Here is a 21,736-nt window from a genome sequence, read left to right as displayed (position 1 = left end):
TCAGCCGCCGGTCGTAGGGCTCATGGCCGTCGCCGCGCTCAGTTCCCGCAGTACGTCCGCCACGTCGAGGCAGGCGCCCCGGGCGCACTCGGCGGCGTGGCGGCCGGGGCCGAGGGCCGCGCGGGCGTCGGCGTGCGCCCGGGCGGCCTCGCCGCGCTCCGGCTCCGGCCGTGGCACCCCCTCGCGCCAGCGGTCCGCGGCGGTGTACAGCCGGACGGCGAGCGGCAGATCGCCGTACCGGGCCAGCAGACAGGCCGCCGCGTCCACCAGACCGGCGGTGACCATCTCGGCGCACCGGTTGTCCACGGCCTCGCGCAGGGCCTTCGCCAGCACCCTAAGGCCCGGGGCCAGACCCGAATCGTGGGCGACGACGAACCCCTCGACCATCCGCTGGGCCGCCACGAACTGCGGGGGCGCGACGTTGCCGTCCCCGACCAGCGCGCAGGACGCCCGGAGCAGTTCGCGGGCGCGGTCGATGTCCCCGTCCGTCCGGGCGATGTGGGCACGCAGCAGCAGCGCGAAGGCCCGGGACTCCGGCACCGCGTACCGGTCGGCGGCCGACTCCGCCCGGTCCAGGGCGGTCAGCGCGCCGTCCCGGTCGCCGGAGCGGTAGCGGATCTCGGCGAGCCGGGCGATCAGGAACGGCGCCTCGGCGTCCGCGCCGACCTCGTAGGCGAGGCGGAGTGCCTCCTCGTACTCGGCGCACGCCTCGTCGAACCGGCCGCGTGCCATGGCCGCCTCGCCGGCCGCGCCGCACACCTGGGCCAGCACCCACCGGTCGCCGACGCGCCGGCCGAGGAGCCGCAGCTCGGCCAGGTCCTCGTCGACGCCCTGGAGGCTGCCGGAGGTGTCGACCGTCACATGGGCGCGGTACATCAGCGCGACGGCGAGCTCCCAGTCGCCCCCGTACCGGCGGACGTTGGCGACGGACGCCGAGAGGTTCGGCCGGACGTCGGCCGGACCGCCCAGGTAATACGTGGTCAGCGGCCACAGGACGCCCGGGAAGCGGGCGGCCTGGGGACCACCGCGCTCGTAGGCGCCCCGCACGCGCGCGACGTACTCCAGGGCCCGCTCGTCGCCCGCGAGGTGGTCGGCGCCCGACTCGGCGGTCAGGAACAGGTCGAGCATGCGCAGGTCGGTCCGCAGCTCGGCCAGCGGGTGCCGGGCCTGGCCGTCGGGGTCGGCGAGGAAGGCGCCCACCGGGTCGGCGGACTCCACCCGGGCCATCAGTTCCTCGGCCGGCGCGGCGGCGGGCAGGGTGTCCAGGGCGGCGCCCAGGCGGAGCACCAGCCGGACCCAGGACACCGCCTCCTGGCGGTGGCTGCGCAGCCACCAGAACCAGCCGATGGCCAGTACCAGGGCGCCGGCCTCGGCCTCGTCGCCCGCGCGGACCGCGCGGTCCAGGGCCGCGCGGAGGTTGTCCAGCTCGGTCTCCAGGCGGGAGAACCAGGGCAGCTGGGCCGCCGACCGCAGCTGCGGCCCGGCCTCCTCCACCAGCGAGCGCGCCCAGGCGCGGTGGCGGCGCTCGGCCGCCGCGCGCAGTCCGGGGACCTCGGCCGCGCGCTCGGTGGCGTACTCGTGGATGGTCTCCAGCATGCGGTACCGCATGGCGGGGCCGGTGCCGTCGCCGTCCGGGTCGCGCGGGGCGGCGACCACGAGGGACTTGTCGACCAGGGCGCCGAGCAGGTCCGCGGCGGGGCCGGTGCACACGGCCTCGGCCGCCGCGAGGTCCCAGCCGCCGGCGAACACCGACACCTCGCGCAGTACCGTCCGCTCCCGCTCGTCCAGCAGGTCCCAGGACCAGTCGACGACCGCGCGCAGGGTCTGCTGGCGGGGCAGGGCCGTGCGGCTTCCGGAGGTGAGCAGACGGAAGCGGTCGTCCAGGCGGTCGGCGATCTGCCGTGGGGTCAGCAGCCGGAGCCGGGCGGCGGCCAGCTCGATGGCGAGCGGCAGCCCGTCCAGGCGGCGGCAGATCTCGGCGACGGCCTCGGTGTCGCCGAGCACCGCGTCGGCGTCGGGGCGGACGGCCCGCGCGCGCTCGGCGAAGAGGCGGTGCGCCTGCTCCGGGACGAGGGGCTCGACCGGGCGCACCGACTCCCCGGGGACGCCCAGGGGTTCCCGGCTGGTGGCGAGGATCGTGAGGCCGGGGCACCGGGTGAGGAGGGTCTCGGCAAGGGCGGCCGCCGCGCCGATGACGTGCTCGCAGTTGTCGAGGACCAGGAGCAGGCCGCGCGGGGCGCAGTACTCGATCAGCAGGGCCGTGGGGTCGGCCTGCGGGCTGCCCAGCTCGTTGGTGAGCAGCACGGTCTCGCGCAGACCGAGCGCGCTGACCACCGCTCCGGGGACCGCCTCCGGCCGGTCGAGCGGGGCCAGCTCGACCAGCCAGGCCGAGGGGTGGGCCACGGCGGCCTCCTCGGCGAGGCGGGTCTTTCCGGAGCCGCCCGGCCCGGTGAGCGTCACCAGGCGGGCCCGGTGCAGGTCGGAGCGGATGGCCTCCAGTTCCGGTTCCCGTCCGACGAAGGAGGTCAGCCGGGGGCGGAGGTTCCCGGTGCGCCGGGGCGGGTGCGCGGGGGCGACGGGCTCGGGGGCGGGGTGCTCGGGGGCAGGGTTCTCCGGGGCGGCGGGGTTCTCCTGGCGCAGCAACGCCGCGTGCAGGTCCCGGAGTTCCCGGCCGGGGTCGGTGCCGAGGGTGTCGGCGAGGGTGCGGCGGGCGGACTCGTAGGCGGCGAGGGCGTCGGCGGTACGGCCCGTGTCGCGCAGGGCGCGGATGAGCAGGACGCGCAGCGGCTCGTCGTAGGGGTGGGCGGCGGTCAGCTCCCGCAGCTCCGGTACGGCCTCCTGGGCGCGGCCGAGGTCGAGGGCGGCGGCGGCTCGGGCGCGGGCCGCCTCCAGGCGCAGGGCCTCGGGGCGGGTGGCGGCGGTGCGGTCGGGCAGGTCGGCGAGGGCGGGGCCGTACCAGAGGGACAGGGCCTCGGTGAGGGTGCGGTGGGCGGTGGCCGGGTCGCCGGCGGCGAGGGCGGCGGTGCCGGCGTGGGTGAGCCGCTCGAAGACGTGGAGGTCGACGTCCTCCCGGCCGGCTTCGAGGCGGTAGCCGCCCGCCGTGGAGGTGACGGTGTCCCGGCCGAGGGTGCGCCGGAGCCGGCCGACGAGGGCCTGGAGGGCGGCGGGCGCGTCCTGGGGCGGGTCGTCCGCCCAGATCTCGTCGATGAGGGTGTCGGGGGTGGCGGTACGGCCGGGCCGCAGGGCCAGGGCGGCGAGCAGCGTACGCAGCCGGCGCCCGCCCACGGGTACGGCGGTGCCCTGGTCGTCCGCCGCTTGGGTCACGCCCAGGATTCTGTACCGCACCCGGCCATTGTGGCGGGGGGCTGGGGGGCGCGGCACGGGGGTTCTGACGCCGGGGGTGTCGGAACCGGTGCGGTGGCTGGGCGGGGGACGTCTGCCCGGGGCGCCGGCGGCGCTTCGAGCCTCCGGCACGGCAGCGCCTCGAAGGGGCGAGAAGGGGCGCGGGGCCGTATCCGGTCCGCGGCACGGCCGCGTGGGCGCGACCGGCCCGCCCCCGGCCCGCAGCCGAACGACGGCCTCGCAAACCCCTGGCCGCTCACGCCCCCGACGCGAGCGCGCCGCGCCTCGGCTGAATCCCCGAGGGGACCGCGCGGGAGCGGGACGGCGTGCCGGTCCAGCAGGTGCCGCGGCGGGCGAGAAGACGCCGTAGCCACAGTTCGAGGGAGACCAGGTCGGCGAGGCCGTCCAGCGGGAGGGGCTCGCCCGACGCCCCGCCCCGCAGGGCCGCGCGCACGACACGGGCCTCCACCAGCCCGGCGTCGGCCAGCAGCGGCGTGGCGAACAGGTCCATGAGGGGGTCGGCCGCGGCCCGCAGCCCCGCGCGCGCCACCGCCGCCGCGGAGGCGTGGGAGGGGGCGCCCCAGCCGGCCGGGAGGTCGGTGACGCCGGCGCCCTGGAGGACCGTACGCAGGACGGTGGCGCGGGCGCCGGGCCGGACGCGCAGGGCCTCGGGAAGGTCGCGGCAGGCGCGGACCACCTGGTTGTCGAGGAAGGGCGCGTGCAGCCGCTGGGAGCGGATCTCCGCGGCCTGCTCCAGGACGCGGAGGTCGGCGGCGTGCCGGGCGAGCGCCGCACGCGCGCGGTAGTCGCCGGGCCGCTGGACGCCGGCGCCGGAGCGGTCGGCCTCCGCCTGGAGGAGAACCGATACTTCGGCCAGTGCCTCGCCCGTCAGCCACCGCGCGGCGGGCCCGGGCCCGGCCCAGCTCAGCGCGGCGAGGGACGCGTCGGCCGCCCCCTGGGGCTCGTCGAAGCGGCGCCGCAGCAGCCGCTCGGCCAGCCCCTCCAGGCCCGTCCGGTAGGGGGTGCGGGCCAGGCGCCGGGCCGCGCCGTACACGCGGGCGGGGACGAACACCGAGCCGTCGGCGCGGGCGAGGGCGGCGACCGGCCGGACCAGGTGGCGCCGCCGTCGGTCCACCAGGAGGTCGGCGAGCCGGGCGGGGTGGGCGTCCAGGACCTGGCGGGCGCCGTGGCCGGTGAAGTGGTCGGCGCTGCCGGCGGCGAGCCGTGCCCGGTGCCGGGCCGCCTGGACCAGGCAGGGGCCGGGTTCGTCGGTCAGCGGGCCGTCCAGGTCGGCGTAGGGGAGGGTCTCCTGGCCGCCGGTGACCACGACGTGGTGCAGGCGGGGGCCCGCGGCCAGGGCCGCCGCGCGTTCGAGTTCGGCCTCGCGGCCGGGTACGGCCAGGTCGTTGAAGGTGACGGCGAGCAGGCGTTCGCCCGCGCCGGTGCGGTGGCCGAGCAGCGTGCCGGGTCTGCCGGGCAGCCCGGCGGCCAGCAGCGCGAGGGTGGCGGAGGCGGGCCCGCCGGACAGGTCGGCGCCGATGCCGGGGACCGGCATCCCGCGCGCGGCGCGCCGCTCGGCCGGCCCCATGCCGGGCACCGGCCCGGGGTCCAGGTCGGGGACGTGCCGAGGGGCGGCGAGCCGGGTGCGGACCGCCTCCACGAGGGCGTCCCGGACGGCGTCCACGGCGCGGTCGGGGTCGGCGGGGGGCGCGGCCACGGCGAGGGAGGCGACCGGTTCGTACCCGGCGATCTCCCGCGCTCCGGCGCGCAGCACCAGGGCGTGCCCCGGCGGAATGCGCCGTACGCCGTCGTAAGGGGTGGTGTCGCGCAGCGCGGCCGGTACGTCCGGTGCGGCGAGCAGGGCGGCGAGGTGGGTGAAGTCGAGGTTGGCCTCGACCAGGTCGGCGAGGGGCAGGGCGGCGGTGGCGTAGGCCGTGCCGCCGGCCCAGGGGGTGTGGAAGACCGGCCGGGCACCCGCCAGGTCGCCGCAGACGGTGATGCGGCGGCCGGCCCGGACGACGGCGGTGTAGCTGCCGGGCCAGGTGGTCAGGTGGCGCACCGCGCCCCCGCGCGCGGTGAACAGGCCGCGCCGCAGTTCCTCGTCGGTGGCGCCGCAGATGCCGAGGACGGCGATCCGGTGCTCGGGGTCGGCGTGCACCACGCGCACCTCGTCGGGGCGCCAGTCGCCGACCGCCCACAGCGGGTCGGGGTCGCCCCACAGGAGCTGGGAGCCGACCGGTTGCAGGGTTTCGCCGTCGTATCCGACGGCCCCCGCGGTGCCGGTCCCGGCGGCGCCCGCGGCGGTGCTGCTCCACCCCACCAACCACCGCATCGACGCCTCCACAGGCTGTGGACCACCAGTGCACCGTACGAACCGGCCCCCATGCTGCCATGAAGAGCAGGCCCAAGCGGCGCGGCGGGGCCGCCCGGAACCGAGGGATGCCGGCGGGCGGGGAAGGGGAGTTGACGGGTGGCGGGCGGCCGGGGCGCAGGCGGCACGCTACGGGTACGACACGAATGCGCCCCCCATGCGCTCCCCCAAAACCCCGTTCACGCCCTCAAGTTGCATGGTCACGAAGGAAATCCATCGCACGATCGGGGGATTATTTTCAGCCAATTCCACAACAGCGCACCGGAATTGAGCACTCTCCGTACAGGCCTGCGGAGCGCCTGAGGGCTTACTCGCACGCACGGTCCGGGAGGCGGACGACGCCTCCCGGACCGGTCCGCCACCCGCGGGGATGAAGGCGGCGGTGTCCCCCAGCCCGCTGGATCCAGTACAGCGGGCCGACCCACGCACGGCCCATGGAATCGCCCGCCGGATGGCCGGAGAAGAGCGCACGGGCGGGCGCACGGCCACACGGGCGGGGGCACGTCGCGACAGCCCGTGCACGGTGCGTACAGGGCCGCGTCGGCGCACCGACCACAATCCCGCCATCCGGAACTTTGCCCCTTAACGCTTGGCATGCGGCGAACTACGCTGGGTTTACGAATGCCGCATGGTTATGCCAGCGCGGCAGCCGTCTGTGTCGAGGGGTGGCGCATGTCCAGGGAGCAACGCGGGCCGAACGAAAAGCTCGGCGCCGTTCTCGCCCTCGCGGGAATCAGCAACGCCGGACTCGCCCGGCGCGTCAACGACCTTGGCGCCCAGCGTGGTCTGACGCTTCGCTACGACAAGACGTCCGTGGCGCGCTGGGTGTCGAAGGGCATGGTGCCGCAGGGCGCGGCACCGCATCTGATCGCCGCCGCCATCGGCCAGAAACTCGGCCGCCCGGTCCCGCTGCACGAAATCGGCCTGGCGGACGCGGATCCCGCACCGGAGGTGGGCCTCGCCTTCCCCCGGGACGTGGCACAGGCGGTGAAGTCGGCGACCGAGCTGTACCGCCTCGACCTGGCCGGCCGCCGGGCCGGCTCCGGTGGCATCTGGCAGTCCCTCGCCGGATCGTTCGCGGTGAGCGCATACGCAACGCCCGCCTCGCGCTGGCTGATAACCCCCGCCGACAGCTCGGTCGCGCGGGAGGCGAGCGCCGCGGAGGGCTCCGGCGCACCGCTCAAAGTCGGCCACAGCGATGTGCAGAAGCTGCGGGAGGCCGCCGAGGACGCCCGGCGCTGGGACTCCAAGTACGGCGGCGGAGACTGGCGTTCGTCGATGGTGCCGGAGTGCCTGCGGGTGGAGGCGGCACCGCTGCTGCTCGGCTCCTACTCCGACGAGGTGGGCCGCGCCCTTTTCGGCGCCTCCGCCGAACTCACCCGGCTCGCCGGCTGGATGGCCTTCGACACCGGCCAGCAGGAGGCCGCGCAGCGGTACTACATCCAGGCGCTGCGCCTCGCGCGCGCGGCGGCGGACGTCCCCCTCGGGGGGTATGTGCTGGCCTCCATGTCGTTGCAGGCCACCTACCGGGGCTTCGGCGACGAGGGCGTGGACCTCGCGCAGGCCGCGCTGGAGCGGAACCGGGGGCTGGCCACCGCCCGCACCATGAGTTTCTTCCGGCTGGTCGAGGCGCGGGCGCACGCGCGCGCGGGTGACGCGCAGGCGGCCGGCGCGGCGCTGAAGGCGGCGGAGGGGTGGCTGGAACGGTCCCGTCCCGGCGACAACGACCCCTCCTGGCTGGGTTTCTACGGCTACGACCGGTTCGCCGCGGACGCCGCCGAGTGCTACCGCGACCTCAAGGCGCCCCGGCAGGTCCGGCGCTTCACCGAGCAGGCCCTGTCGAAGCCGACGGAGGAGTTCGTACGGTCGCACGGGCTGCGGCTGGTCGTCTCCGCCGTCGCGGAGCTGGAGTCGGGGAACCTCGACGCCGCCTGTGAGCAGGGGGTGCGGGCCGTGGAGGTGGCGGGACGGATCTCGTCCGCCCGGACCACCGAGTACGTGAAGGATCTCCTGCACCGGCTGGAGCCCTACGGGGACGAGCCGCGGGTGGTGGAGCTGCGGGAGCGGGCCCGGCCGCTGCTGATGGCACCGGCGTAGGGCCGCGCCGCTTCCGACGGATGGCTCAGGCGCAGGGCCGCGCGCTTCGGCGTCCGCCGGGTTGCCGTCGTCTCGCGGCGGCGGGTTGCCGGGGGTTCCCCGCGCCCACGCGGCGCAGCCGCGTATCGATACGGCGCCGCACCCTCCGGAGCGCGTTTGAAGCCGCTGTCAGTGGCGCAGTGCACTATCGGGAGTGGAGGTGGTGCTCGGTGCTGGGCGGGGCGTACGACTGTGATGTGCTCGTGGTCGGCGGGGGGATCGTCGGGCTGTCGACGGCGTACGCGATCACCCGGGCGGCGCCGGGCACCCGCGTGACCGTGCTGGAGAAGGAGGACGGGCCCGCCCGGCACCAGACGGGACGCAACAGCGGGGTCATCCACAGCGGGATCTACTACCGCCCGGGCTCCCTCAAGGCGCGGTTCGCGGTGCGGGGCGCCGCCGAGATGGTGAAGTTCTGCGCCGAGTACGGCATCGCGCACGCCGTGACCGGCAAGCTGATCGTCGCCACCGAGCGCGCCGAGCTGCCGCGGCTGCACGCGCTCGTGCAGCGGGGCCGGGAGAACGGCATCCCGGTGCGGGAGCTGGGGCCGGCGCAGATCGCCGCGTACGAACCTCGGGTGCGCGGCCTGGCCGCGATACACGTCGGCACCACCGGCGTGTGCGACTACGCGGCCGTCGCCCGGGAGCTGGCCCGCGCCTCCGGGGCGGAGATCCGCTACGGCGCGCGGGTCGTCCGGGTGGACCGGCGGCCGGAGCGGGGCGTGGCCGTGCTCACCGCGGCCGGGGAGGTGGTCCGCGGGCGCGTGCTGGTCAACTGCGCCGGGCTGCGCTGCGACGAGGTGGCCCGGCTGACCGGGGACGAGCCCGGGATGCGGATCGTGCCGTTCCGTGGGGAGTACTACGAGCTGGCCCGGCCCGAGCTGGTGCGGGGCCTGGTGTATCCGGTGCCGGACCCGGCGTTCCCGTTCCTCGGCGTGCATCTGACCCGAGGCGTCGACGGCGGCGTGCACATCGGCCCCAACGCGGTGCCGGCGCTGGCCCGCGAGGGGTACGGCTGGGGGGTCGTACGACCCCGTGAGCTGGCCGGGACCCTGGCCTGGCCCGGCTCCTGGGCGATCGCCCGGCGGCACTGGCGGTACGGGGCGGGTGAGCTGCGCCGCTCGGTGTCCAAGGGGGCGTTCCTGGAGGCGGTGCGCAGACTGCTGCCCGATGTGCAGGCCGGGGACCTGGTGCCGGCCCCGGCCGGGGTGCGGGCGCAGGCGGTGCTGCGGGACGGGACGCTGGTGGACGACTTCCTGATCCGGGAGGGCGCGCGGGCCGTGCACGTGCTGAACGCGCCCTCGCCCGCGGCCACCGCCTCGCTGCCCATCGGACGCGAGATCGGGCGCCGGGCGCTGGCCATGCTCCGGGCGCCGCGGTGACCGCCCCGGGCCGGGGAACCGGACCCGTAAAATCGGGCTTACTGTGTCTGACTCCCTGAACTCCCCCGCCACCCCGCCCACCCCCGGTGACCCCGTCCGGCCCGCCCGGGCCAAGGGCGCACCGCGCTTCCCCGACGGGCCCAGGGCGGACCCCGCCGGTTCGCACTTCGAGCGGCGCATCCGGAGTTTCCAGCCGCGGCGCAGCCGGGTGACGGCCGGGCAGGCGGACGCCTTGCGGCGGCTGTGGCCCAAGTGGGGGCTGGACATCGACGGGCAGCGGGTGATCGACCCGGCCGAGCTGTTCGGGAACGACCGTCCCGTGGTCCTGGAGATCGGGTTCGGGATGGGCGAGGCCACCGCGCGGATGGCCGCGGGCGACCCGGACACCAACATCCTCGCCGTCGACGTGCACACCCCGGGCCAGGGCAATCTGCTGGGCCTCGCCGACCGGGGCGGCCTGACCAACGTCCGGGTGGGCAACGGCGACGCGATCATCCTGCTGCGGGAGATGCTCCGCCCTGACTCGCTGGACGGGCTGCGCGTCTACTTCCCCGACCCGTGGCCCAAGAAGCGGCACCACAAGCGGCGGCTCATCCAGCCCGAGTTCCTGACGCTCGCCGCGACCCGGCTGAAGCCCGGCGCGCTGCTGCACTGCGCCACGGACTGGGAGCCGTACGCCGAGCAGATGCTGGACGTGCTCACCGCGCACCCCGACTTCGAGAACACCCAGCCGGACGGCGGCTTCGCGCCACGCCCGGAGTTCCGGCCGCTGACCCGTTTCGAGGGGCAGGGACTGGACAAGGGACACGTCGTGAACGATCTGCTGTTCCGACGCGTACCGCACCGCCAGGACGGATAGCCGACCGGAAGGCCCACGGGCGAACCGTCCGGGCCGATAATCCGCTCAGCCCCTCGTGCCGTCACCGTTAGGGTCGATGCCGTGGCCATCAGTCCTCCGTTCCCGACCCGTCCCCCGAGCCCCGGCGACGGTGTGCTCCGCCACCCTCACTGGTGGCAGCGCAGGTGGGTGCGGTACGGGGCGCCGAGCACGCTGCTGGCGCTGTCCGGGCTGGTCATCCTCGCCCTCGTGCGGCGGCAGACCGGCACGGACGGGTTCCTCGTCGGGCTCGGGCTGGCCGTGCTGCCGGTGCCCTGGCTGATCGCCGCCTTCCGGTGGCTGGACCGGGTGGAGCCGGGCCCCTGGCGGAACCTGGTGTTCTCCTTCGCCTGGGGAGCCTGCGCGGCGGCGCTGATAGCCATCGTGGCCAACAGCTTCGCCACCGAGTGGATCGCCACCTCCACCGCCGACCCGGCGAGCGCCGACACCCTCGGCGCCACGGTGATAGCGCCGGTCGTGGAGGAGTCCGCGAAGGCCGCGGCCGTCCTGCTGGTCTTCCTCTTCCGCAGACGCGACTTCACCGGGATCGTGGACGGCGTGGTGATCGCGGGGATCACCGCCACCGGGTTCGCGTTCACCGAGAACATCCTCTACCTGGGTACGGCCTTCGGGACCGACCAGCTCACCGGTGACCGGGGCATCGCCTCCGTCACCGCCGCCACCTTCTTCGTGCGCATCGTGATGTCCCCGTTCGCGCACCCCCTGTTCACCGTGCTGACCGGCATCGGCTTCGGCATCGCCGCGCTGTCCGCCGAGCGCCGGCCCGTCCGGCGGGTCCTGCTGCCGGTGTGCGGACTGCTGCTCGCGATGGGCATGCACGCCTTCTGGAACGGCTCGGCCACCTTCGGGCAGTACGGGTTCTTCGCCGTCTACGGCGGCTTCATGGTGCCCGTGTTCGGGCTGGTGACCTGGCTCGCGGTCTGGACCCGGCAGCGGGAGCTGCGCACCGTACGGGCGGAGCTGCCGGCGTATGTGCTGGCCGGGTGGCTGGGGCCGGGCGAGCCGTTCGCGCTGGGGTCGATGCGGGCGCGCCGGATGGCCCGGGACTACGCCCGGCACCACCACGGCCGTCCGGCGGCCCGGGAGGTGGCCCGCTACGAGGGGTACGCCACCTCGCTCGCCTTCCTGCGGCAGCGCGGGCGTGCGGGCAGGGCCGGGGCGGACTTCACCGTACGGGAGCGGGAACTGCTGGAGGAGCTGTGGCGGCGGCGGCACGTGGCCCGGCCGGCGCTGGAGTACGCGAGCCGGGCCGCCGCTCCGGCCCCGGTGTACCGGCCGGCGGCGCCGTACGGCTACCCGGCGGCGCCCTACCCGTCGTACAACCCGTCGTACAACCCGTACCGCACCTGATCGCAGGGGCCCGTACGGAGGGCCGGCACCGCCGTGGAGCGGACTAGGCCGAGGCCTGCGTCAGCTTCGCGACCTCCGCGTTCGTCAGCTTCAGCTCCGCCACGCCGAGCAGCGCCGGAAGCTGCTCGGGCGTGCGGGCGGAGGCGATCGGGGCGGTGACCGTCGGCTGGGCGGCCAGCCAGGCCAGGGCGACCGTGGCGACCGGGGCCTCGTGGGCGGCGGCGACCTCGTCCAGGGCCGCCAGGACCTTCTGGCCGCGCTCGGAGGCCGCGTACTCCTGCGCCCGGTCGGCGCGGGCGCTGTCCACCGTCGCGCCGGGCCGGTACTTGCCGGTCAGGAAGCCCGAGGCGAGCGAGAAGTACGGGACGGCGGACAGGCCCTCGGCGGCGGCGAGTTCCTGGAGCGGGCCCTCGTAGGTGTCGCGGGAGACCAGGTTGTAGTGCGGCTGGACGGCGACGTAGCGGGCCAGGCCCTCGCGGTCGGAGAACTCCAGCGACGCGCGCAGGCGCTCGGCGCTGATGTTGGAGGCGGCGATGTGCCGGACCTTGCCGGCCTTCACCAGCTCGTCCAGCGCGCCGATGATCTCCTCGACCGGCACCTCGGGCTGGTCGAAGTGGGTGTAGTAGAGGTCGATGTAGTCGGTGCCCAGGCGGCGCAGCGAGGCGTCGGCGGCGGCCTTGATGTTGGCGGCGGACAGGCCCTGGAACTCGGGGTGCTGGCTGACCTTCGTCGCGACGACCACGTCCGAGCGGTTGCCGCGGGCCTGGAGCCACTTGCCGAGGAGGGTCTCGGACTCGCCGCCCTTGTTGCCCTCGGCCCAGGCCGAGTACACGTCGGCGGTGTCGACGAAGTTGCCGCCGGCCGCGGTGTAGGCGTCGAGGACGGCGAAGGAGGTCTGCTCGTCGGCGGTCCAGCCGAAGACGTTGCCGCCCAGGGAGAGCGGGAAGACCTCAAGGTCGGAGGAGCCGAGTTTACGAAGTGTCGTCATACGACGTGCCAACGCCGGCGGGGGCCGATCGCATCCCTCCGACGGCGCAGGATTCCCGCTTTCCGGAAGAACCGCCAGGGCCTTCCGGAGAACCGTCGGGGCTTTCCGCGGGAACCGTCAGGGGGTGAGGCCCTTGTCGCGCAGCCACGCCATCGGGTCGATGCCGGCGGGCGCGCCGCCGGGGTGGACCTCGAAGTGCAGGTGCGGGCCGGTGACGTTGCCGGTGGCGCCGACGCGGCCGATGACCTCGCCGGTGGTGACCTTCTGGCCGGCCGAGACACTGATCGAGGACTGGTGGCAGAACCACAGCTCGGTGCCGTCGTCCAGGGTCAGGACGGTGCGGTAGCCGTAGGCGCCGGCCCAGCCCGCCTCGGTGATCGTGCCGCTGTGCACGGCCTTGATCAGGGTGCCGGTGGGGGCGGCGAAGTCCAGGCCGGTGTGGTGGCCGGAGGACCACATCGAGCCGGCCTGCCCGAACATCGAGGTGATCGTGTACGAGGAGGTGGGCAGCGCGTACTGCTTGGCCAGCTCGGCCAGCCGCTTCTCCTCGGCCGCCTTCTCGGCCTCGGCCTCCGCCTTCTCCTTGGCGGCGGCGGCCTTGGCGGCGGCCTCCTGTTCGGCCTTGGCGGCGGCGTCGGCAGTCTGCTTCTCGGCGGCGGCGAGCGCGGCCGCGGCGGCCCTGCTGTCGGCCTGGCCCTGCTGCTGCTCGGCCTGCGCCATGATCCGGTTGCGCAGCACCTCGCCCGCGTCGGCGCTGTCCTGGCCCGTGTCGGAGGCCACGGCGACGGTGGCGAGCGTGGGGGCCGCGGCGGCCTCGGCGGGCCGGTCGTCACCGGAGCCGTCCTGGAAGAGGGAGCCGACCGAGGGCAGGTCCGGCATGGAGAGGGAGACCGGCGGCTTGCCGGTGTTGGCGCTGGCCATGCCGCCCGCGCCGACCGCGGCCATGACACCGACGCCGAGGACGGTGGAGCTGCGCGCGAAACCGCCGCGCTGCTTGGCGACCCGGTGCCGGCCGCGGACCGGGGCGACGGTGTCCTCGGTGGGGTTCCACTCCTCCCAGGGGCCCTCGTCGGCGCGGTAGGCGCCGTAGCCGAAGGTCTCGGGTTCGGGCTCGTGCTGTGCCGGTATGGACGGGGCTTCGGGGCCAGGCCGGTTGGACGCCACGCGGGCGTACTCCTTTCCTTCCTCCGCCTACCGGGTTAGCTGACGGGTTCGGAGCAGGAAGGTCTCCTACGCGCGTATATCCGGTCGTGGACTCGCGTGAGTACACGGCGGTATCCGCGTGATTCACCCCAAGGTGGTGGTTCCCCGGTTCCCTCGCGGGATTCGGCGCGTGCGCACGGAGCCGCCTCTTGTGACGGCTGGGACGACCGCGCTGCGTTATCGAACGTTAATAGACCTGACAGTCACTTTCCAAGCCGGTCCCCTTGATCATTAACGTTTTTACCGGTGGAGTTATCAGCAACTATCCCGTCAAGCCGGACAAGTTGACCGGCGCTCAGAAGCCGTCAGCAGTCACCCGGGATTTGATGGTGACTCAGTTGTTATGTGTGCGCGCTCGCCCGATCACCTTGTGTGACACCCGCGACCGCCTGGGCGTGACCGCCCGGGGGGAGGCCCGTCACGGGGGCCGCGGAAACCGGTGTGCGAACCATCCCGCACATGGCGTACACTGGAGTCACAACGACGCGGGGTGGAGCAGCTCGGTAGCTCGCTGGGCTCATAACCCAGAGGTCGCAGGTTCAAATCCTGTCCCCGCTACTGAAGGCCCAGGGCCCGGAATCCCAAGGATTCCGGGCCCTGGGTGTATGCGCGCCCGGGACGGTCTCAGTCAGGACGGGCGGCCCTCAGCCCGGCAGATGGGCATTCGGTGCCTTCGCGAGATTCTCCAGCTCCGGCAGTACGACGACCCGTGCCCCCGCCGCCCTCAGTACGCCCGTCCCGTCGGCCGCCTCGACGAACGTGTCCGGCTCCCGCCAGGCGGTGACCACCCGGCGCACCCCCGCCCGCAGGATCAGCTCGGCACACGGCGCCGGCCGGGAGGCACGGCGGGCGCACGGCTCCAGGCTGGAGTACACCGTGGCGCCGGGCAGCCGCGGGTCGGCCGGGTCGGTCTTCGCCAGCGCCGCCTCCTCCGCGTGCACCACCGGGTCACCGCCCTCGCGCGAGTGTCCCCGGGCCAGTTCCGTGCCGTCGGCGGCGACCACGACCGCGCCCACGCTGAACGCCGTCCGGGAAGGCGGGCACAGGGCGGCCAGTTCACAGGCGGTGCGCAGCCAGTGGCGGTCGGCGGCGGTGGCGGCCGTACCGGAGCCGGGCGCCGTGGGCGCGTAGCGCGTGAGGACGACGTCCTCGATCCGGCGGGTTTCCAGCAGGCGCAGGCGCCCCCCTTGGTAGGCGCCCGGCCCGAACAGCCGCGGGGCCGCCGGATCGCCGACGAACAGCGGGGCGAGGACCAGCTGGAGTTCATCGGCCAGGCCCTGCTGGAGCAGCTGGGTGTGGACCGTGCCACCGCCCTCCACCATCAGGCGCCGCACCCCGCGCACCTCGTGCAGATGCTCCAGCAGGGCCCGCCAGTCCAGGGCGGGGCCGAGCGGGACGACATCGGCGGTGTCCCCGAGGAGGCGGGCGGCCCGTACGGCGCCCCGGTCGGTGGCGTAGACGAGCTTGTCGCCGCCGGTGTGCCAGAAGTTCGCCGCCGGGTCGAGGTCGCCGGAGCCGGTGACGGTGACCTTCAGCGGGTACTCCGGGCGGCCCGCCGCACGCCGGGCCGCGCGCCGCTCGGCGGAGTTGACCAGCAGGCGGGGGTTGTCGGCGCGGATCGTGCCGGCCCCGACGAGGAGGGCGTCGACGGAGGCCCGTACCCCGTCGACCCGGTCGAAGTCGGCCGGGCCGGACAGCAGGAGCCGTTCGGGGCCGGTGTCGTCCAGGTAGCCGTCGAGGGAGACGGCGGCGGACAGCAGCACGTACGGCAGGGACATCGGCGCTCTTTCCTCCGGAGGCGGCGGGGCCGGCGGCGGGGCGGGTCCGCAGGCGACTTGGTTCAAGTTTTAAACAAACCTACACTGGCGGCATGACGACCCGCTGGCTCACGCCCGAGGAGCAGCGCGCCTGGCGCGCCTACATCGCCGCCTCCCGCCTCCTGGAGGACGCGATCGACCGGCAGCTCCAGCAGGAGGGCGGCATGCCGCACCTGTTCTACTCGGTACTGTCCAGCCTGTCCGACACCCCCGGCCGGCGGCTGCGCATGACCGACCTCGCGGAGGCGCTGAAGATCACCCGCAGCCGGCTGACGTACGTGGTGAACCGGCTGGAGCGGGACGGTCTGGTGCGCCGGGAGAACTGCCCCGAGGACAAGCGCGCCTCGCTCGCGGTGCTGACGGACGAGGGGATGGCCGTCCTGGAGCGTACGGCGCCCGGGCATGTCGAGACGGTCCGCTCGCTGCTGTTCGACCGGCTCACCGAGGAGCAGGTGGGGCAGCTGGAGGCGATCTGCACGGGGATCGCGCACGGGCTGCAGGGCGAGGGGGCCGCGGCGGGGGCGGACGACGTTCCCTGGCGCCGCCGTTCGTCCTGCTCCTGACCCCGGCCCCGCGGGCCGCCCGTCTGCCGTCCAGCTCCTGCCCGCCAGCCGTCCAGCTCCTGCCCGCCGGCCGTCCGTCTGCTGTCCGTCCGCCGCCCTCCGCTGCCCATCGGCCGGCCGTCTGCGCGGCGGCGGCCGCTCGGCGAGGACGATTGCTTTAACTTTTAAGCATGGGGTAGGGTCCCTGTCGAACCACTGCTTCAAATCTGAAGCACATGCCCCGGAGGGATCCGCATGCCCGACATTCCCGCCGACATCCCCGCCGCCACCCCGCGCGCCCGCGTCCGGGTACCGCTGCGCTTCGCCGACGGCTACGGAGCCGACGCGGAACTCGTCACCTTCCACGGTCTCACCGACGGCCGGGAGCACCTCGCCGTCGTCCTCGGCGACCCGGGCCCCGTCCCGCTGGTGCGGCTGCACTCCGAGTGCCTGACCGGGGACGTCTTCGGCTCGGCCCGCTGCGACTGCGGCCCGCAGCTGCGCGAGGCGGTCGAGCGCGTCGCCGACCGCGGCGGGATCCTGCTGTACCTCCGCCAGGAGGGCCGGGGCATCGGCCTCTACAACAAGCTCGACGCGTACGCCCTCCAGGACGAGGGGCTCGACACCTACGAGGCGAACGCCGCCCTCGGCCTGCCGGAGGACGCCCGCGACTACACGGCCGCCGCCCAGATGCTCACCGCCCTCGGCGTCACGGAGCTGGACCTGCTGTCCAACAACCCCGACAAGGCGGCGCAGTTGCGCGCGCTGGGCATCGCCGTCCGGGACCGGGTGCCCACCGGCGTCTTCACCACCGCCCACAACATCCACTATCTGCGCGCCAAGGCCCTCCGGACCCGGCACACCCTGCCGCTGACCGAACTCACGGAACTCACGGAACTCACGGACCTCACGGCGGGCTGACGGGCCGTCGGACGACCGGACAGCCGGACAGCCGGACGGCCGCCGGGCTCAGCCGTGCCACTCAGCCGTGCCGTTCGCCCGGGAGGCGTAGCGCGGCCGGTACCGCGAGGGCGAGCAGCACCGCCGCCACGGCGTAGGTGAGCCGGAAGCCGGCCGGGTCCGGGCCGGCCGCCCCGAGCAGCACGGACAGCAGGGCCGTACCGACCGACGCGGCGAGCTGGGCGTTGATGCTCAGCGCGGTGCTCGCCCCGGCCAGCCGGTCCGCAGGCAGATCACGGCTCGCGGTGGTCATCGTCGGCATCAGCGTCATCCCGGCGCCCACGCCCATCACCATCCCCGCGACGACGACCCGCCATGACGCGACCCCGGGCGTGCCGGTCTGCCAGGCCAGCAGGGCCATGCCGAGGGCGCCCACCGCGCACCCCGCCGCGATCAGCAGGCGCGGGGCGACCCGGTCGACCCGGCGCGCCGCGATCTGCATCGTCGTACCGACCACGAGCCCGACCGGCGCGCCGAGCAGCCCGGCCGCCGTGGCGCTCAGGCCCCGCTCCTGCTGCCAGTACAGCGGGCCGAGCAGCATCGAGCCGAAGTAGCCGCAGGTGAACGGTGCGAGCGTGGCGACACCGGCGGCGAAGGTACGGTCCCGCAGCAGCCGCAGGTCCAGCAGCGGCGCGCGGACGGTGAGCGCCCGCCGTACGAAGGCCGCGGCGAGCACCGCACCGGCGAGCGTGGGTATCAGCGCGCCGGGGGCCGTGAAGTCCCCGCGCTCGCCGCCGCGCGACAGGCCGAACAGCAGCAGGGCCAGGCCGGGCGAGAGCATCAGCAGACCGGGGAGGTCCAGCCGGGGCCGGTCGGTGCGGGGGGTGCGCGGGGCATCCTTCGGCAGCAGACGTGCCGCGAGGGAGAGGGCCAGGGCGCCGACGGGCAGGTTGATCAGGAAGATCCACTGCCAGGAGGCGGCGTCGAGCAGCCATCCGCCGAGCACGGGGCCGGCGACCGGGCCGACCAGGATCGGCAGTCCCAGCAGCGCCATCGCGCGGCCGAGCCGGGCCCGGTCGGCGACCCGCATGCCCATCGCCATGCCGACCGGCTGGAGCAGTCCGCCGCCCAGCCCCTGCACCGCGCGGAACGCGATCAGGCTGGCCGCGTCCCAGGCGCAGGCGGCGAGCAGCGAGCCCAGCGTGAACAGGCCGAGCGCGAGCACGTAGGTGCGCTTGGCCCCGATGCGGGCCATCGCCCAGGCGGCGACCGGGATGACGGCGGCGAGCGCGAGCGTGTACGCGGTCGCGGTCCACTGGATGGTCTCCAGCGGGGCCCCGAAGGACTCCGAGAGGTGGCGCAGCGCGACATTGACGATCGTCATGTCGAGCACGGACATGACGGTGCCGAGGACCACGACGATCACGACGCGGTAGAGGGCGGTGGGCGGTGGGGCGGGCGCCCCGGCGCCGGCCGGGCCGGACTCCGCGTGGGCCCCGGTGACGGAATCGGTATCGGACACGGACGTCCCCCTCTGAGCGTTCCGGTGGCGGGCGACCGCGTCCGGCGAGCGCCCCGGCAGCAAAGTACAACGCCCGTTGTAGAAATTACAACGAGCGTTGTAGTTCGGTTAGGGTGGCTGATCAGCCAGGGAGCCAGGGAATCAGGGAGGCGCGGATGGGCGAGACGAACGAGCCGGACGAGACGGACGAGACGGACGAGGCGCGGCAGGAGCGGACGCGGGCCGAGGTCTCGCCGCGCAAGCTGCGCAAGCGGGAGGACATCGCGAGCGCCGCCTGCGCGGTCTTCGGCCGCGAGGGCTATGCGCGCGCCTCGGTCGACGCGCTCGCCGCCGCGGCCGGGGTCTCCACCCGCACGCTCTACAACCACTTCCCCGGCGGCAAGGCGCAGCTCTTCGAGGCGGTCGTCACCTGGACGTCGAGCGAGGTCCGCGACGCCCAACTCGCGTGCCTGCGCGCCGTGCTGGACCCCGAGCGCCCGCCGCACCCCGAGGACCTCGAACGCGACCTCGTCTCCCTGGCCCGCGGGCTCCTCCGGCTCATGGCCGAGTACGCGTACCACTTCGCCCTGGTCCGCCACATCCACGCGGAGGCCGACCATGTGCCGCCCGAGGTCCTCACGGCCTGGCACGAGGCCGGGCCGGCACCGGTCGCCCGGGCGCTCACCGAGGCACTGGCCCGCCTGGAGGACGCCGGCCTGCTCGACCTGCACGGCGACGCGGCCCTGGCGGCGGGCCACTTCACGGCCCTGATCTCCCACACGATCATCCAGTTCACCCACTACGGCGTACTGCCCCTGCCCACCACCGAACAGGACCGCCTGATCCGTGGCGGTGTGTCGGCGTTCCTCCGGGCCTACCGGGCAGGGTGACCGATGACCTGGGCGGGAGGGCGTGCGCGGGAGCGGATCGTCGGAGCTCATCAGTCGGTATGGCGTGGACAGTGTTGATGGACACGGTGCACCCGCCGTGCGACGCGGTGCCTGAGTCCTCTCTCTTGCGCAGAGGGCACGCTGGGCCTCGACCCGCAGCATCGGCGATACCCCTGATGCGTGTGCCCCTTCTCGCCGTTGGGGCGGGGAGGGGCCTTTCATCGTGCTCGGTACCCTGCCCGCATGATTCGCGCTGTGATCTTCGATGTCGGCGAGTGCCTCGTAGACGAGACCACCGAATACGGCACCTGGGCCGACTGGCTCGGCGTCCCCCGGCACACCTTCGCTGCGATGTTCGGGGCTGTGATCGCCCAGGGCCGTGACTACCGCGAGGTGTTCCAGGAGTTCCGGCCCGGCTTCGACCTTTACGAGGAGCGCGAGAAGCGCGCCGCCGCGGGCAAGCCGGAGACCTTCGGCGAGGACGACCTGTACCCGGACGTCCGCGACGCGCTGGCGGCGCTCCGCGCGGACGGTCTGTGGCTGGGAATCGCCGGCAACCAGACGGTGCGCGCCGGCCGGATCCTCCGCGAACTGTTCGCCACCGACGTCGACCTGATCGGTACCAGCGACGACTGGGGCGCCAGCAAGCCGGACCGTGCCTTCTTCGACCGCGTTGCCGAGGTCGTCCCCGCCGAGGTCGACGAGATGCTGTACGTCGGCGATCGCATCGACAACGACGTCCGACCGGCCGCCGTGGCCGGCATGCACACGGCGCTCGTGCACCGTGGGCCGTGGGCGACGATCCAGTGGAACAGCGAGGAAGCGAAGAAGCTCCCCACGTTCCGGGTGGCGACCCTCCTCGAACTGTCCGGGCTGATCCGGGCTTTCAACGAGTCAGAGCGCTGACGGTCGTACCCCACCCGTACAGCCGGTCGTCCAGGTCCCGGACACAGCGCTCGTGCCGGTGCGGCGCCAGCGCGCGCCGCACTTCGCGTACCCGGTCCATGCCCATCGCGTACCAGGTGCGTTCCAGTTGGTCGAGCGCGCGCAGCGCGTACCGGCACGCCGCCTCGGGGTCACCGGCCGCGGCCTCGACGGCGGCCAGATCGCCGAGTACGACCGTCCTCTGTTCCTCTTCCGTGTCGAGCGCTTCGAGGACGCCGAGCAGGGTGGTGCGGGCCTGCGGCAGATGCCCGGCTCGCAGTTCGGTGTTGCCCTTGAAGGCGGCCAGGCGCACGGGGCTGAACCAGTCGAGCCACGGCGGCGAGGCATGCTCCGAGCCGGCCCCGAGCAGATCCTCGGCGTGCCGGATCAGGTGCAGTGCCGTACGGGGGTGGCCACAACGCGTCTCGCACTCCGCCTCCACCGCGCCCAGCCACGCCAGCAACTCCGCCGACGCCGGACCGCGCCGGGCATACGTCCGCGCGGCCACCATCCGCTCCACGGCCGCCTCACGGTCGCCTGCCCAGGCCGGGATGAACGCGGTGTGCGCGAGAACCGCGGCGCCGAGCAGCGCGTCATCGGCCTCGCCGGCGGCCTGGAGCGCACGGAGCAGAGTGTGCTGCGCACGGTCGGCGTCCCGCAGGTCGAAGAATTCCACCCGCCCGGCCAGCAGCCACGTCTCAGCGAGCGCCGCCGCGATCCGCTGCCGCGTCTGCCCGGCAGCCTCGGGCAGCAGCGCGCATGCGAGCGCGGCATGCGCGAGCGCGGCCGGGTGCAGGGTGGCCGGGGCGACGGACCAGTACAGCCGTCGGTGCGAGCGGGTGACGGCTTCGTAGTCGTCGGCGGCCGTAGCGGGCTGCATGGCGAGGGCCTGTGTGGGGACGGCGGCCAGGCCTACGGCGGCCGCTGTGGCGGCAAGCACGGTTCGCCGCCCACGGTTCGGGACCGTCCCATCAGGCCGGGTGAACCCGAGCGCTTCCAGGTCTTGGCCGAGGAGTCGTGTAAGAGCTTGGGCTACCTCGGGCTGAGGAACCGGCGGGTGGTCGGATTCCCACCGTCGGACCTGCCGGACGCCGACTCCGAGAGCGTCGGCCAGGGCCTGCTGGGAGCGGTAGCCGGCTGCCACGCGCGCGGCCTTGAGACGGATGTTCCCTACGGGGCGTGCCACTGCTGCGCCTCCGGGTTCGTATGCTGCCGCACAGTGTTGCGGTAGGTCCTCGTGCTGGCTAGCAGTCACCCGGATGATGTAAGGAAAGTCCCTTTTCCGGCCACAAAAGGACCTCTTGAAGCCCTCGGAACTTCGCTCGTGCAGGGCCAATGTGGGGTGTATCCAAACACGCCCGTCGCCGAGGAGTCTGCGATGCCTACTGCTCCACCAACCGCCGCGGCCGAGTTGGAAGCCGTTCGTGTCCCGCATCGGCTCGGCCCGCCGCAGTGTCCATCCTGCGCACACGCGCTGGCGCAGTTGTCGAGG

Annotated in this window: 15 protein-coding genes, 1 tRNA gene and 1 riboswitch; of the genes, 9 read left to right on the top strand and 7 right to left on the bottom strand. The window is 74.4% G+C overall.

Features of this window, described 5'->3' with window-relative positions; all coding sequences use genetic code 11:
- The gene (locus tag ABD350_RS23345) at positions 1-3,345 is read right to left on the bottom strand and encodes an AfsR/SARP family transcriptional regulator (RefSeq protein ID WP_465270417.1); all 3,345 of its coding nucleotides are present in this window, start codon (positions 3,343-3,345) and stop codon (positions 1-3) included.
- A 253-nt stretch (positions 3,346-3,598) separates the two neighbouring features.
- The gene (locus ABD350_RS23340) at positions 3,599-5,674 is read right to left on the bottom strand and encodes an asparagine synthase-related protein (protein ID WP_344350223.1); all 2,076 of its coding nucleotides are present in this window, start codon (positions 5,672-5,674) and stop codon (positions 3,599-3,601) included.
- Between the two features lie 711 nt (positions 5,675-6,385).
- On the opposite strand from ABD350_RS23340, the gene ABD350_RS23335 reads away from it, so the two are divergent.
- From ABD350_RS23335 to ABD350_RS23320, 4 genes are all read left to right on the top strand, one after another.
- Positions 6,386-7,810, top strand: coding sequence for an NsdA family TPR-like regulatory protein (locus ABD350_RS23335; protein WP_344350222.1), 1,425 nt, complete (start codon positions 6,386-6,388; stop codon positions 7,808-7,810).
- Positions 7,811-8,019: 209 nt separating this feature from the next.
- Positions 8,020-9,231 (top strand): L-2-hydroxyglutarate oxidase, encoded by a 1,212-nt coding sequence (lhgO, locus tag ABD350_RS23330; protein WP_344350221.1) that lies wholly within the window; start codon positions 8,020-8,022, stop codon positions 9,229-9,231.
- 43 nt (positions 9,232-9,274) lie between these two features.
- The gene (gene trmB, locus ABD350_RS23325; protein WP_344350220.1) at positions 9,275-10,090 is read left to right on the top strand and encodes a tRNA (guanosine(46)-N7)-methyltransferase TrmB; all 816 of its coding nucleotides are present in this window, start codon (positions 9,275-9,277) and stop codon (positions 10,088-10,090) included.
- A gap of 81 nt (positions 10,091-10,171) precedes the next feature.
- Positions 10,172-11,479, top strand: a complete 1,308-nt coding sequence (locus tag ABD350_RS23320; RefSeq protein ID WP_344350219.1) for a PrsW family intramembrane metalloprotease — start codon at positions 10,172-10,174, stop codon at positions 11,477-11,479.
- 43 nt (positions 11,480-11,522) lie between these two features.
- Here ABD350_RS23320 and ABD350_RS23315 read toward each other — a convergent pair whose 3' ends face one another.
- Both ABD350_RS23315 and ABD350_RS23310 read right to left on the bottom strand, forming a co-directional pair.
- Positions 11,523-12,467 carry an aldo/keto reductase gene (locus ABD350_RS23315; RefSeq protein WP_344350218.1) on the bottom strand — a complete coding sequence of 315 codons (945 nt, stop codon included), beginning with the start codon at positions 12,465-12,467 and terminating at the stop codon, positions 11,523-11,525.
- 117 nt (positions 12,468-12,584) lie between these two features.
- Positions 12,585-13,631, bottom strand: coding sequence for a M23 family metallopeptidase (locus ABD350_RS23310; RefSeq protein ID WP_344350217.1), 1,047 nt, complete (start codon positions 13,629-13,631; stop codon positions 12,585-12,587).
- Between the two features lie 9 nt (positions 13,632-13,640).
- Positions 13,641-13,809: riboswitch (cyclic di-AMP (ydaO/yuaA leader) on the bottom strand.
- A 345-nt stretch (positions 13,810-14,154) separates the two neighbouring features.
- On the opposite strand from ABD350_RS23310, the gene ABD350_RS23305 reads away from it, so the two are divergent.
- Positions 14,155-14,228 (top strand) — tRNA-Met (locus ABD350_RS23305).
- A gap of 86 nt (positions 14,229-14,314) precedes the next feature.
- On the opposite strand, the gene ABD350_RS23300 is transcribed toward ABD350_RS23305, so the two are convergent.
- Positions 14,315-15,448, bottom strand: a complete 1,134-nt coding sequence (locus tag ABD350_RS23300; RefSeq protein WP_344350216.1) for a dihydrofolate reductase family protein — start codon at positions 15,446-15,448, stop codon at positions 14,315-14,317.
- 92 nt (positions 15,449-15,540) lie between these two features.
- Between ABD350_RS23300 and ABD350_RS23295 the strand changes: the two genes are divergently transcribed.
- Positions 15,541-16,050 (top strand): MarR family winged helix-turn-helix transcriptional regulator, encoded by a 510-nt coding sequence (locus ABD350_RS23295; protein ID WP_344350215.1) that lies wholly within the window; start codon positions 15,541-15,543, stop codon positions 16,048-16,050.
- A 234-nt stretch (positions 16,051-16,284) separates the two neighbouring features.
- Positions 16,285-16,950, top strand: a complete 666-nt coding sequence (locus ABD350_RS23290) for a GTP cyclohydrolase II (protein ID WP_344350214.1) — start codon at positions 16,285-16,287, stop codon at positions 16,948-16,950.
- A 61-nt stretch (positions 16,951-17,011) separates the two neighbouring features.
- Here the strand turns inward: ABD350_RS23290 and ABD350_RS23285 are convergent, their stop codons facing one another.
- On the bottom strand, positions 17,012-18,451 hold the full coding sequence (locus tag ABD350_RS23285; RefSeq protein WP_344350213.1) for a DHA2 family efflux MFS transporter permease subunit: 1,440 nt from the start codon (positions 18,449-18,451) through the stop codon (positions 17,012-17,014).
- A gap of 155 nt (positions 18,452-18,606) precedes the next feature.
- Between ABD350_RS23285 and ABD350_RS23280 the strand changes: the two genes are divergently transcribed.
- Both ABD350_RS23280 and ABD350_RS23275 read left to right on the top strand, forming a co-directional pair.
- Positions 18,607-19,320 carry a TetR/AcrR family transcriptional regulator gene (locus tag ABD350_RS23280; RefSeq protein ID WP_344350211.1) on the top strand — a complete coding sequence of 238 codons (714 nt, stop codon included), beginning with the start codon at positions 18,607-18,609 and terminating at the stop codon, positions 19,318-19,320.
- Positions 19,321-19,563: 243 nt separating this feature from the next.
- Entirely contained in the window at positions 19,564-20,226 is a 663-nt protein-coding gene (locus ABD350_RS23275) for an HAD family hydrolase (RefSeq protein ID WP_344350210.1), read from the top strand.
- Here the strand turns inward: ABD350_RS23275 and ABD350_RS23270 are convergent.
- Complete coding sequence (locus ABD350_RS23270) at positions 20,207-21,430, bottom strand: helix-turn-helix transcriptional regulator (protein WP_344350209.1); 1,224 nt, start codon at positions 21,428-21,430, stop codon at positions 20,207-20,209. The two genes, ABD350_RS23275 and ABD350_RS23270, sit on opposite strands and share 20 nt — an antisense overlap.
- Positions 21,431-21,736: the final 306 nt, after the last annotated feature.

The organism is Streptomyces nogalater (assembly GCF_039532885.1).
GTDB lineage: Bacteria > Actinomycetota > Actinomycetes > Streptomycetales > Streptomycetaceae > Streptomyces > Streptomyces nogalater.
This window is presented reverse-complemented; position numbering and strand designations above follow the sequence as displayed.

Excerpts from the sequence above, each read along its gene's own strand:
- ABD350_RS23340 (WP_344350223.1), bottom strand. The coding sequence starts at position 5,674 with ATGCGGTGGTTGGTGGGGTGGAGCAGCACCGCCGCGGGCGCCGCCGGG.
- ABD350_RS23335 (WP_344350222.1), top strand. The coding sequence starts at position 6,386 with ATGTCCAGGGAGCAACGCGGGCCGAACGAAAAGCTCGGCGCCGTTCTC.
- ABD350_RS23315 (WP_344350218.1), bottom strand. The coding sequence starts at position 12,467 with ATGACGACACTTCGTAAACTCGGCTCCTCCGACCTTGAGGTCTTCCCG.
- ABD350_RS23300 (WP_344350216.1), bottom strand. The coding sequence starts at position 15,448 with ATGTCCCTGCCGTACGTGCTGCTGTCCGCCGCCGTCTCCCTCGACGGC.
- ABD350_RS23295 (WP_344350215.1), top strand. The coding sequence starts at position 15,541 with ATGACGACCCGCTGGCTCACGCCCGAGGAGCAGCGCGCCTGGCGCGCC.
- ABD350_RS23290 (WP_344350214.1), top strand. The coding sequence starts at position 16,285 with ATGCCCGACATTCCCGCCGACATCCCCGCCGCCACCCCGCGCGCCCGC.
- ABD350_RS23280 (WP_344350211.1), top strand. The coding sequence starts at position 18,607 with ATGGGCGAGACGAACGAGCCGGACGAGACGGACGAGACGGACGAGGCG.
- ABD350_RS23275 (WP_344350210.1), top strand. The coding sequence starts at position 19,564 with ATGATTCGCGCTGTGATCTTCGATGTCGGCGAGTGCCTCGTAGACGAG.